This window comes from Micromonospora sonneratiae, from assembly GCF_042679305.1.
Classification (GTDB): domain Bacteria; phylum Actinomycetota; class Actinomycetes; order Mycobacteriales; family Micromonosporaceae; genus Micromonospora_H; species Micromonospora_H sonneratiae.
This window is the reverse complement of the sequence record NZ_JBHTMP010000001.1, coordinates 292,245-306,222: the sequence shown is the minus strand read 5'-3', so window position 1 is coordinate 306,222 and position 13,978 is coordinate 292,245. Positions and strand designations below refer to the sequence as shown.

2 protein-coding genes are annotated in these 13,978 nt (G+C 71.2%); both read left to right on the top strand.

Annotated elements, in window-relative coordinates:
- Nucleotides 1–236: 236 nt before the first annotated feature.
- On the top strand, nt 237–6,758 hold the full coding sequence (locus tag ACFQ4H_RS01395; RefSeq protein WP_377565968.1) for an amino acid adenylation domain-containing protein: 6,522 nt from the start codon (nt 237–239) through the stop codon (nt 6,756–6,758).
- On the top strand, nt 6,755–13,969 hold the full coding sequence (locus ACFQ4H_RS01390; RefSeq protein WP_377565965.1) for an amino acid adenylation domain-containing protein: 7,215 nt from the start codon (nt 6,755–6,757) through the stop codon (nt 13,967–13,969). The genes ACFQ4H_RS01395 and ACFQ4H_RS01390 overlap by 4 nt, the downstream gene beginning before the upstream one ends.
- Nucleotides 13,970–13,978: the final 9 nt, after the last annotated feature.

Below are 13,978 nucleotides of genomic sequence, written 5' to 3'. Positions count from 1 at the left end.
GGGTGTAGAGAAAGACCGGCAGAAAAACGCGTAGCGAGCCTTGCCGAGGCTTCTCTTCCCGCCTGCCCCCTGCGCGGCGAGGCTGGGTCCTGCTGCGAAACCGGTGGTCAGTCGGACGGACCTGACCCATGGCCGACGTAGCGACGCGCAGAGGTACCGGTGCCTCCACGCCCTGAGGAAGAACAGCAATCCCTGCGGCATCCGAGGGTGCCGGCCCGGACACGGAGGCGGAACAAATGACAGACGGCGACAGCCGGCACGTCGGCACCGGCGGGACGGTGCTACCAGACGACGCGAATGGCTACGCCGTGTCACCGGCGCAGGAACAGCTCTGGTTCGTCGACCAGTTGCGTTCCGGTGCCAGCGAGTACCTGCTGCACCAGGCGGTACGGGTGCGTGGCCCCCTGGACACCGGTGTGTTGCAGGCCGCGTTGACCGAGATCGTCACCCGGCACGAGATCCTGCGCACCCGGTACGGCACCGTGGACGGCACCGCGGTCCAGCTCATCGACCCACCTGCTCAGGTCGACGTACGCCTCGTCGACCTGGCCGCGCTGCCGACCGTCGAGCAGGAGAGCCGCCTCGGCGACGAGATCTCGACCGCCCTGCACACCCCGATCGACCTGCGCGACCAGCCGCCGCTGCACCTCCACGTGATCCGCTGCGCGGCCGACGACCACGTGCTGCTCTTCGTGGTGCACCACATCGCCTTCGACGGCTGGTCCTGGGGCATCTTCGCCCAGGAACTGCACACCCTCTACGCGGCGTTCACAGCCGGTCGGCCCAGCCCGCTGCCACCGCTGCCGGTGCAGTACGCCGACTTCGCCACCTGGCAGCGCGACTCCTGGCTGTCCCGACCGCAGGGCGACGAACAGATCGACTACTGGCGGAGCCGGCTGGCCGGGCTGACCCCGCTGGACCTTCCCGTCGCGCGGCCCAGGCCAGCGCACTGGCAGGCAGCCGGCGACAGCCTGACCTTCACGGTCCCCGCGGACATCGCCACCGTACTGACCGGCATCGGCCGGGAGCAGGGGGCGACCCCGTTCATGGTCTTCCTCGCCGCCTTCCAGCTCCTGCTCGGACGGTACGCCGACCGGACCGACGTCGCAGTCGGCGTATCGGTGGCGGGCCGCAACGAGGTCGAGCTGGAGAACCTGATCGGGCTCTTCGTCAACACCGTCGTGATCCGGACCGATCTTGCCGGCCGGGGCTCCTTCCTCGACCTGCTCGACCAGGTACGGGCCACCACCCTGGACGCCTACAGCAACCAGGAGGTGCCGTTCGACCGGATTGTCGCCGAGCTGGCCCCGGAGCGGGACCTGTCCCGAAACCCGCTGTTCCAGGTGGGATTCGGGATGCACGAAGCCGACCGGACCCGGTTCACGCTGCCCGGCCTGACCGTCACCGAGCACCCCACCTCGTGGACGTCATCCGCGTTCGACCTGTCCCTGCACCTGGTCACGCAGCCCGACGGTGCGTACCACGGCGAGGTCCTCTTCCCGGTCGCGCTCTTCGACCGCGCCGGAGTACGACGAATGGCCGCCAACTACCTGAGCCTGCTGGGCGACATCGCCGCCGACCCGCGGTCGCCGGTGCAGCGGTTGGCCCTGTTGTCCCCCGACGAACACCGCGAACTCGTCGCCGACTGGAGCCGGGGCACCGATCGGGCACCCGGGCCGGGGCTGCCGGAACTCTTCCTGGCCCAGGCGGAGGCAACCCCCGGTGCGGCTGCGCTCATCACCGACGACGGCCGAGAGGTCAGCTACGCCGAGCTTGCCACGCAGGCCCGGGCACTCGCCGCCCACCTGCACACCGTCGGGGTCCGCGCCGGCACCCCGGTGGGAGTCGCCGTACACCGGGGAGCGGACCTGGTGACCGCCCTGCTCGGGGTGCTGTTCGCCGGTGGCACCTACGTGCCCCTCGCGCCGGATCAGCCGGTCGCCCGGCTGGCGTTCATGATGGCCGACGCGGGTGTCAGGGTGCTGCTCACCGAGTCGGACCTGCGGGAGCTGCTTCCGGTCGCCGACGTCCGGCTGGTGCTGGTGGACGCTGACCGGGACGAGATCGCCCAGGCCCGGATGGAACCCGGTTGGGCGCCCGCCACCGACCCGGACGCGGCGGCGTACGTCATGTACACCTCCGGTTCGACGGGACAGCCCAAGGGAGTGGTGATCAACCACGCCGGCATCCGCAACCGGGTGCTGTGGTCCGTCGAACAGTACGGGCTCACCGCGACCGACCGGGTACTCCAGAAGACCGCCCTCGGCTTCGACGCCTCGATGTGGGAGTTCCTGGCTCCGCTGGTCAGCGGCGGTGCGGTGGTGCTCGGCTCACCTGACGCACACCGTGACCCGGGGGCGATGCTGCGGGCGATGCGGGCACACGACGTCACGGTGCTGCAACTGGTGCCGTCCGTGCTGCGGGTGCTGCTGCACGAGTCCGACCTGTCCGGCTGTACGGCGCTGCGGTTGGTCTGCTCCGCCGGTGAGCCGCTGCCGGTGGCGCTCTGTCGGCAACTGCGTGCCCTGTTGGACGTGGAGATCTGGAACACCTACGGCCCCACCGAGTGCTCCATCGACGCGACCGCGTGGCGTTACCGGGGCGACGAGGAGACCGAGACCGTACCGATCGGTGTGCCGTTGCCCGGCTGCACCGTGCTGGTCCTCGACGCCGACGACCGGCTGGCACCGGTCGGGGTGGCCGGTCAGCTCTGTCTCGGCGGGGTCGGCCTGGCCCGTGGCTACCTGGGCCGCCCCGGCCTGACCGGCGAGAAGTTCACCCCCAATCCGTACGCCACCGGCCCGGGGGAGCGGCTGTACCGCACCGGAGACCTGGCCCGCTGGCGGACCGACGGCAGCCTGGAGTACCTGGGCCGGCTCGACCACCAGGTCAAGCTGCACGGGGTACGCATCGAGCCGGGCGAGATCGAGGCGGTCCTGCGTCAGCATCCGCACGTCGACGCGGCGGTGGTGACCGTGTACCGGTCACCGTCGGCCGACGCCGAACTGGTGGCGTACGTGGTGCCCACCGCCGGTGCCCGGATCGATGCCGACGAACTGCGGACGCTACTGGCCGACCGTCTGCCCGCCGCGATGGTCCCGTCCACCGTGGTCAGTCTGGACACCCTGCCGCTGACCGCGAACGGCAAGCTGGACCGGGCCGCCCTGCCCGCACCCGACGACTCGCGTACCGGCACCGACGAGGCGTACGAGGCGCCGGCCACCGACGTCGAACGGACCATCGCCGACATCTGGGCGGGACTGCTCGACGTCGACCGGATCGGTCGGCACGACAACTTCTTCACCCTCGGTGGGCACTCCCTACTCGCCATCCGGGGGGTGATGCGACTGCGCCGCACCCTCGACGTCGAGTTGACCGTCGGGCAACTCTTCGTCGCGCCGACCGTCGCCGAACTCGCCGCCCTGATCGACGCCGACCGGGCGGCCGACGGGCGAGCGACCGACGACCGTCCCGCTGGCACCGGCGCGCAGCCGGCGATCGAACCGGTTCCGCGTGACGGGAAACTGGCACTGTCCCTCGGCCAGCGACGCATGTGGTTCCTGGACCAGTTGGAGCCCGGCAGCGTCGAATACCTGATCCCCATCTCGATGCGGTTGACCGGACCACTCGACGTATCGGTGCTGCGCCGGGCCGTCGACGAGATGATCCGGCGGCACGAGATCCTCCGTACCCGGTACCAGGCGGTCGACGGGGAACCGGTGCAGGTGGTCGATGCACCCACGCCGGTCGGCTTCGAACTGGTCGACCTCACCGGAGCCTCCGACGCCGCCGACCGTGCCGACGGGCTGCTACGGGCGGCGGCCAGCCGTCCCTTCGACCTGGCCAACGAACATCCCATCCGTGCCCTGGTGCTGCGGGTCGCCGCCGACGAGCACCTGGTCGCGCTGACCCTGCACCACATCGCCTTCGACGTCTGGTCGATGGAGATCTTTCTGCGCGAACTGGACCACCTCTACCGGACGTTCGCCAGTGCTGCCACCGAGCCCGTGGGTGGTGCCGGGCCCGTTCCGTTGCCCACACTGCCCGTGCAGTACGCGGACTTCGCAGCCTGGGAGACGACCCGACAGTCCGGTCCCGAACTGGACCGGCAGCTGGCGTACTGGTGCCGGCAACTGGACGGGCTGACCCCCCTTGAGCTGCCCACCGACCGGCCCCGCCCGGTGCCCCGCGACCCGGCCGGCGACAACGTCATCGTCGACGTGCCCACCGACATCGGTCGGGCCCTGGCCGACCTCGGAAACCGGCAGGGCACCACCCTGTTCATGGTGCTGCTGGCCGCCTTCCAGGTGCTGCTCGGCCGGTACGCGCGGCAGCGCGACGTGGCGATCGGCACCCCGGTCGCCGGACGTACCCGGCAGGAGACCGAGGACCTGCTCGGCTTCTTCGTCAACAACCTGGTGATGCGGACCGAACTGGCCGACGACCAACCTTTCCTGACGCTGCTGGACCAGGTACGTCGTACCGCGACGGACGCCTTCGCCAACCAGGACGTCTCCTTCGAACGACTGGTCGACACGCTGCGCCCCGACCGGGACCTGTCCCGTAACCCGCTGTTCCAGGTCATGTTCGAACTCCAACACCTGGAGCGGATGACCACCACCGTCGGGCCGACCACCGTCGAGCACGTCGACAGCGCGTACCCGGTGGCGAAGTTCGACCTGACCCTCTCCGTCGAGCAGCATCCGGACGGCCAGTTGCGCTGCTGGTTCGAGTACGCCACCGCGCTCTGGGACCGCAGCACGGTGGAGCGGATGGCCGGGCACTACCTGCACCTGCTCGCCCAGGTGGCGACCGCCCCGGGGACCGCGCTGCGGGACCTGACCCTGCTCACCGACCCCGAACGGGCGGACCTGCTCGGACCGTGGGCCGGCAGCCCGGCGTCGCCGGTCGGGGCCGGGGTGGTGGAGCTCTTCACACAGGAGGTCCAACAGCACCCGGACGTGGTGGCGGTGGAGTTTGGCGACCAGCGGCTGACCTTCGCCGAACTGGACGTCCGGGCCAACCGGCTCGCCCACCATCTACGCGAGCTCGGGGTACGCCCGGAGGTCCCGGTCGCGGTCTGCCTGGAACGTGGCCTGGAGGTGGTGGTCACGCTGCTGGCCGTGCTCAAGGCGGGCGGGGTGTACATCCCGATCGACCCGGACCACCCCGCCGAGCGGCTGCGCTTCATGCTTGCCGACGCGGGGGCGACGGTCGTGGTCACCGAGGAGGACTTCGCCGGACGGGTCGCCGCCGACGGGGTCACCGTGGTCGCCGTGGACACCGACCGGGCGGTCATCGCCGACCGGGAACCGACCGCGCCGGCCCTGTCGACCGGTCCGGACAGCCTCGCCTACGTCATCTACACCTCGGGCTCCACCGGTCAGCCCAAGGGCGTGATGATCTCCCACGACGCGTACGCCCACCACTGCGGGGTCATCGCCGCGGCGTACGACATCGGTCCCGGGGACCGGGTGGTACTGCTCTCCGCGCTCACCTTCGACGTGGCGATGGACGGCATCATGGCCACCCTGCTGGCCGGGGCGACCCTGGTGGTCAGCGACCCGGTCTTCTGGAGCCCGGCCGAGCTGCCCGACCGGCTCGCCCGGCACCGGGTCACCCACATGGAGATCACCCCGGCCTACTACCGGGAGGTGATGGACACCCTGCCGGCCGGTGACGACCGGCTGCGGCACCTGAAGCTGATGAACGTCGGCAGCGACGTGGTGACCGTCGCCGACGCCCGGCACTGGGCGGCCACCGGACTGCCCGGCCGGTTCCTGGTCAACTACGGCCCCACCGAGGCGACCGTCACCTGCCTGCTGCACCCGGTCACCGGCGACCTGCCCGACGAGCGGGCCGAGGCGGCACTGCCGATCGGCCGTCCGGTCCCCGGCACCCGGGCCTACGTGGTCGACGAACACCTCGACCCGGTGCCGGTCGGGGTACCCGGTGAACTTCTGCTCGGCGGGGTACGGCTGGCCCGGGGCTACCTGAACCGGCCCGGACTGACCGCCGACCGGTTCGCCCCCGACCCGTTCGGCACCGCGCCAGGTGGTCGGCTCTACCGCAGCGGCGACCTGGTCCGGTACCGGCCGGACGGGACGATCGAGTTCCTCGGCCGGATCGACCAGCAGGTCAAGATCCGAGGGTTCCGGATCGAGCTGGGCGAGATCGAGTCGGCCCTGGCGGAGCACCCGGCGGTCCGCGCGGTCGTGGTGGTGGCCCGGGAGATCCAGCCGGGGGAGAAGGGGCTGGTCGCCTACCTGGTCTGCCGGGACGGTACCCCGCCGGCGGTCAGTGAACTCCGGGCCCACCTGCGGGACCGGCTGCCGGACTACATGGTCCCGGCCCAGTGGATGGTGCTGGACGCACTGCCGTTGACCGCCAGCAAGAAGGTCGACCGCAGGGCGCTGCCGGCTCCGGTACCCACCCGTGCCGACGTCGGGCGGGCCTACGAGGCCCCCCGTACCCCGGTGGAGGAGACGGTGGCCGACATCTGGGCGACGGTGCTGGAGGTCGACCGGGTCGGCGTCCACGACGACTTCTTCGACCTGGGCGGGCACTCACTGCTCGCCACCCGGGTGCTCGCGCACCTGCGGCAGAGCTTCGACATCGACCTGCCGCTGCGCCTGCTGTTTGAGCAGACGACGGTGGCCGACCTGGCCGATGCGGTGTACACGGCCATCGAGAACGAGATCGCGCAGCTTTCCGACGCCGAGGTGGCGGAACTGCTGTCCAAGGAGGGCAACCTGTGACCGCGAGCCACGCCCCGAGCGCGTCCCTGCGGCAGGAACTGCTGGAACGGCGCCTGCGCGGTGCCGGGCAAACCCGCGCCGACACCATCACCCCGGCGCCCCGTACCGGCCCGCTGCCGCTGTCCTTCGGGCAGCACCGGCTCTGGATGCTCGACCAGTTGCAGCCCGGTGGCACCGGGTACCTGATGTCCGTCGGTCTGCGGCTGCGCGGCCCGCTGCACCGGGACGCGCTGTCCCGGGCGCTGGCCGCGCTGGTGGCCCGGCACGAGATCCTGCGGACCCGGTACGTCGTGGTCGACGGCGAACCGGCGCAGGTCGTCGACCCGCCCGCTCCGGTAGAGGTGGCCGTCACCGATCTCGGTGGCACCGACCGGGACACGGCCGAGGAGCGGCTGACCGGGCTGCTTGCCGTGCCGGAGCCGATCGACCTGGCAGCCGGTCCGGCGCTACGGGTGAGGCTGGTCCGCCTCGCCGACGACGAGCACGCCCTGGTGCTCGGCCTGCACCACATCTCCTCCGACGGCTGGTCGGAGGAGATCATCCTCCGCGAACTGGCCGCCCTCTACGACGCGTTCGTCGCCGACCGGCCCTCGCCGCTCGCCCCGCTGCCCATCCAGTACGCGGACTTCGCGGTCTGGCAGCGGGCGCGGCTCGCCGGCGACCGGCTGGACCGGCAGGTGGACCACTGGCGGGACCGGCTGGCCGGGCTGGCATCGCTGGAACTACCGACCGACCGGCCCCGGCCGCCGGTCTGGAACCCGGACGGCGGGCTGGTCACCTTCGCGGTACCGGCCGCCGTGGCCGGCCAGTTGAGGGAGCTGGGCCGGGCGCACAACGCCACCCCGTTCATGGTGCTGCTGGCCGCGTTCCAGATCCTGCTGGCCCGTTACACCGGACAGACCGACGTCGCGGTGGGCACCCCGTCCGCCGGTCGGGACCGGCTGGAGGTGCATGGCCTGGTCGGACTCTTCCTCAACACGCTGGTGCTGCGGACCGACCTGTCCGGCGGGCCGAACTTCGTCGAGTTGCTGGCCCGGGTGCGGGAGACGGTGCTGGACGCGCAGTCCCATCAGGACGTGCCGTTCGAGCGCATCGTGGACGTGTTGTCCCCGGAGCGGGACCTGTCCCGCAATCCGCTGTTCCAGACCATGTTCCTCTTCCAGGAGGGCGGGTCAGCCGCCTTCGATGCCGCTGGCCTGGTCGGGGAGGAGCTGTCCGCCGGCCCGACCACGGCGAAGTTCGACCTGACGCTCGGGCTGGTCGAGGAGGCGGACGGCTCCCTCTCCGGCGGGGTGGACTTCCCGACGGCGCTGTTCGACACCGCGACCGTGGAGCGGTTGGCCGGGCACTACCGGCAGTTGTTGACCGCGGTCGCCACCGACCCGGACACCCCGGTCACCCGGCTGCCCATCCTCACCGACGCCGAAGCGGCCCAGCTCAGGGCCTGGAACGACACCACCGTCGACTACCGCCACCACCCGCTGTGCCACCAGTTGACCGAGGCGCCGGCGGACACCACCCCCGTCGTGGTCGACGAACACCACGGACCGACGACGGCGAGCTACCCGGCCGCGACCCTGACCGAGCTGCTGGACGCGCAGGCGGCCCGCACACCCGACGCGGTCGCGCTGCGCTTCGGTGGCGAGGAACTGTCGTACCGCCGGTTGCACACCGAGGCCGGCGTCCTCGCGCGGCGCCTGCGCCGAGCCGGGGTCGGACCGGAGTCCGTCGTGGCCGTCTGCCTGCCCCGCGGCCTGGACCTGATGCGGGCGCTGGTGGCGATCCTGAAGGCCGGCGCGGCCTATCTGCCGCTGGACCCCGACCTCCCGGCACAACGCCGTGACTTCATGATGCGCGACTCGGGCGCCCGCCTGGTGATCACCGAAGACTTCATGTCCACCGGGGACCACGAATCGCCCGCCGGCGATCCGGCACCGTCCGAAGGGATCACCCCCGAGCACGCCGCGTATCTCATCTACACGTCCGGGTCGACCGGCCGCCCCAAGGGCGCTCTGATCGAGCACCGCGCGATCGTCAACCGACTGCTGTGGATGCAGGACGCCTACCGGCTCGACGCCTCCGACCGGGTGTTGCAGAAGACGCCGGTCGGGTTCGACGTGTCGGTGTGGGAACTCTTCTGGCCGCTGGTCACCGGCGCGACGCTGGTCCTCGCCCGTCCCGGCGGGCACCGTGACCCGGCGTACCTGGCCGATCTGATCCGGACCGAGGAGATCACCACCGTCCACTTCGTACCGTCGATGCTCCGGGCCTTCCTGGCCGAGCCCGTCCGACCGATGCCGTCCCTGCGGCGGCTGATCTGCAGTGGCGAGGCGCTGCCGCCCGAGCTGGCCGCCCGGGTGCACGAGCGGATCGGATGCCAGCTGCACAACCTGTACGGCCCGACGGAAACCGCGGTCGACGTCACCGCGGTGCGGTGTGAGCCCGGCGAGCCGGTCACCATCGGTCGTCCGATCGCCAACACCACCGCCTACATCGTCGATGCCGCCCTGGCGCCCACCCCGGTCGGTGTCCCCGGTGAGCTGCTGATCGGTGGCGTACAGCTCGCCCGGGGCTACCTCGGCCGGGCCGCGCTGACCGCCGAACGGTTCGTCCCCGACCCGTTCGCCACCGCGCCGGGACGGCGCCTGTACCGCACCGGCGACCTGGCCCGCTGGCGGGGCGACGGCAGCATCGAGTACCTCGGCCGGATCGACCACCAGGTGAAGATCCGTGGCCAGCGCATCGAGCTCGGCGAGGTCGAGGCCGTACTGCACGAGGCTCCCGGCGTCACGGCGGCGGCGGTCGTCGTCCATGACGAGCAGCTCGTCGGCTACCTTGTCGGGCCGGAAACCGTCGACCAGGTACGGGCGTACCTGCTTGATCGCCTGCCGGACGCGATGGTCCCGGCGCGCTGGGCGATCCTGCCCACCCTGCCACTGACCGCCAGCGGCAAGGTGGACCGTCGCGCCCTGCCGGCACCCGACCCGGCACCCGGCGGCGTGGGCGACGGCTACGTCGCCCCGCGCAACGAGCTTGAGAAGCGGATAGCCGACGCGTTCGGTGTGGCGCTCGGCATCGACACGGTCGGTGTGACGGACAGCTTCTTCCTACTCGGCGGCGACTCGATGCGGGCGATCCGGATGGTGGGGCTGCTGCGCTCGGCCGGCCTCGCGGTGTCGGTCCAGGATCTGTTCACCCACCAGAGCGTGGCCGACCTGGCGGGCGTGGTCGTCCAGACCGAGCCGGTCGAGGAAGCTGAGCCGACCATTGACCGGTTCGCGCTGGTGAGCGACGCGGATCGGAGCCGGCTGCCGGACGGCCTTGTCGACGCCTATCCGATCACCCAGAACCAGGCGGGCATGCTGTTCGAGATGCTGTCCGGCGGCGACCGGCCGGTCTACCGCAACGTCTCCTGCTACCGGATCAACGACGAGCTGTCCTTCTCGCTGGACACGCTGCGGGAAGCTGGCCGACTCCTCACGGACCGGCACGAGATCCTGCGAACGTCGTTCGACCTGTCCAGCTACTCCGAGCTGATGCAACTCGTCCATGCGTCGGTGGACCTGCCGATCGACTACGACGACCTGCGCGGGCAACTGCCCGACAAGCAGGAGGAGGTGGTACGCACGCACCTGCGGGACGAACGAGTCCGGCCGTTCGACATCACCACGGCGCCGCTGCTGCGCTATCACGTACACCAGACAAGTGACTCCGAATGGCTGCTGACCCACTCGGAGAGCCACGCGATCCTCGACGGCTGGAGCCACACCTCCACGGTGGCGATGCTGATCTCGCTGTACCGGACGCTGCGCCGGGGTGAGCAGCCCGCCCTGCCGCCACCACCGGCGGTGCGGTTCGCCGACCTCGTCGCCCGCGAGCGCGAGTCCCTCGCCTCGACGACGGACCGCGACTTCTGGGCGGCGACCGTCGCCGGGTCGGACCGGCTCGAACTCCCGCCGGAGTGGGGCACCGAGTCGGACGCCCCGGCGAACATCATCGAGGTGCCGTGGGCCGACCTGCGTTCCGGACTGCGCCGGCTCTCCGCTGCCGCCGGCACCTCGCTGAAGAGCGTGCTGCACACCGCGCACCTGAAGGTGATGAGCATCGTCACCGGCCGACGGCGGTTCTTCAGCGGCCTGCTGTGCAACGGCCGGCCCGAGCGGCTGCGCGGCGACGAGGTGTTCGGCATGTACCTCAACACCGTGCCGTTCGCCGCCGACACCTCCGCCCGTACCTGGCGCGCGCTGGTCCAGGCCGTCTTCGCCGGTGAGGCGCGCCTCTGGCCGCACCGCCGCTACCCGCTGCCGTCCATGCAACGGGAGTGGGGCAACGGCACACCACTGCTACGGGTCGGCTTCTCGTACCTGGACTTCCACGTACTCGACGGCCCCGCCGAGTCGGTCGAGATGGTCGACGACTTCAGCCCGAGCAGCGTCGGGCTGGACGTGTGGACCTTCCCGGGAGTCCTGCGGCTGGGCGCCCGGCCCGTAGACATCGACCGGCACTACCTCGAACTGCTGGCCCGGACCTACCGGCACGTGTTGGAGGCGATGGCCGCCGACCCGGACGGCGACACGGACGTCGGCCTGAGCGCCGCCGACCGGGCCTGGGCGGTCGAGGCGTACCAGCCCGTCGAACCGTTCCCGGCGGCGCCGTTCATCCACGACCTTGTCGCCCAGCGCGCAGCCGCCGCGCCCGCCGAGGTGGCGGTGCGGCACGGCGACGCCATGCTCAGCTACGGCGAACTGGACAACCGCTCCGACCGCCTCGCCGTACGCCTCGGAGAACTGGGCGTCCGGGCGGACACCGTCGTCGGCATCCACCTGCCCCGCGGGATCGACCTCATCGTCGCGATGCTGGCAGTTCTCAAGGCCGGCGGAGCGTACCTACCCCTCGATCCCGCCTATCCCGCCGAGCGGATCGGCGAAATGATCCGCGACGCAGCGCCCGTGGTCGTACTGACCGATGCCGACCTGGCCCCGAGGCTGCCGCGCACGACCGCGACGGTGCTGGTCGCCGACCTCGCGAACGGTCGACCCGAGGCGGCCTACCCGCCGGCGGTACAGCTCAGCGGGGACAACCTCGCCTACGTCATCTACACGTCGGGCTCCACCGGGCGGCCCAAGGGGGTCGCGGTCACCCACCGCAGCGTGCTCAACTTCTGCCACGCCCAGCGGCGGGTCCTGGACGCGCACGCCGGGGACGAGGTACTGCAGTTCGCCTCGCCCAGCTTCGACGCGTCGGTCTGGGAGATCCTCCTGGCCCTCGCCAACGGCGCGACGCTGGTGCTGCCCCCACCGGACACCGACCCCGGTGACCTGCGCCGCCACGCGGCCGAGCTGACCCACATGACCCTGCCGCCACCGCTGCTGGACCGCCTCGACCCGGCCGCCTTTCCGCGCCTGCGGGTGCTGATCACCGGTGGTGAGGCATGCACGGCCGACCAGGCGGCGCGGTGGGCCGGCCAGGTTCGGGTCCTGCACGCCTACGGACCCACCGAGACCACCGTTGTCGCCACCATCGCGGAGTTGCGGGCCACGGACACGGCACCGCCGCCGATCGGACTTCCGCTGCACAACGTGCGCGCCTACGTCGTCGACGACGAACTGCGCCTGGTACCCCCCGGTGTACGTGGGGAACTGATGCTCGGCGGGGCGGGCGTGGTGCGCGGATACCTCAACCGGCCGGGACTCACCGCCGAGCGGTTCGTACCGGACCCGTACGCGTCCCGACCGGGGGATCGCATGTACCGCACCGGCGACGTGGTCTCCCGTGACCCCGACGGCACGCTGCACTTCCACGGACGCCGCGACCACCAGGTCAAGGTCCGTGGGTTCCGGATCGAGCTCGGTGAGATCGAGCACGCCCTCGCCGCCCATCCGGCGGTGGCCGCCGCAGTGGTCGCCGTGCACCGGGCCGGTACCCCGGACGCCTCGCTCGTCGCCTACACCCGCCCCGCGAACGGGACCGTGGTGTCCGCGGCCGCGCTGCGCGACTACCTGCGTGAGCGGTTACCGGAACACCTCGTTCCGCACCACTACCTCTCCGTGGACGACTTCTCGTACACACGGAACGGCAAGGTCGACCGGACCGCCCTTCCGACGCCGGACGGCTCACGGCCGGTGACCGACGTCGAGTACGTCGCGCCGCGTTCGGACATCGAAAGGCACATCGCGACCGCCTGGAGCGAGGCGCTCGACATCGAGCGGATCGGTGTACACGACGACTTCTTCGACCTCGGCGGCCACTCGCTGGCGATGATGCGGCTGACCGCGACGCTGCGCAGCCGGCACGGCTACGAGTTGACGTTCGGCTCGTTCGTCGAACACCGCACCGTCGCCGGGCTGGCGGCGACACTCCAGGACCCGGCGGCACCAGCCGGCGCGATGATGTGGCTGCGGCGCGGCGGCGATGGCCGGCCCCCGCTCTTCTGCGTGCACCCCGGTGGCGGCAGCGCCCACTGGTACCTGCGCCTGGCACCGTGCCTGCATCCGGACCAGCCGGTGGCGGCATTCGAATGGCCGGGCCCGCACCCGGAGGGTACGCCCACCACCACGGAGATGGCGGAACGTTACGACAACGAACTCCGCCGGGCCCAACCGAACGGACCGTACCGGCTGTTCAGCTGGTGCGGTGGCAGCGGCATCGCCAGCGAGATGGCCCACCGGCTGGTCGAGGACGGGCACGAGGTGACACTGATCCTGCTCGACCCGGGCCTGGACATCCACACCCGCGCCGACGCCTGGAGCGAGCTCGACCTGATCCGCCGCCTCGAACTGCTGCTCCACGAGGTGGGCACCGGTGGCGACGAGGCCGATACGCCGGAACGCCGTAGGGAAATCCTCGACCTGCTCGAACACCTTGTCGACGACATCGACGAGGAGACCGGCATCACGCTGCCCGAGCGGGGCGTGGGGGATTCATGGCCACGGGTGGTGCGGATCTGGCGCGAGGTCATGGAGGTGGACGTCGAGTACCGGCACCGTCCCTGGCCGGGGCGGCTGGAGCTCATCGTCAGCGACGAACTCGCCTGCGGCCAGCACGAGGTCACGTCCGGTCAGAGCTACCCGGACTACCTGGCGCGCTGGGAGGAGCTCTGCACCGGCGGTGTGCGGGTGCACCGGGTGCCGGGTGACCACTTCAGTGTCATCAAGCCGCCGCTCGTCACCGAGCTCGCCCGCGTCATCACCGACGTGCTCGGAGAGGGCTGACCGTTGTCA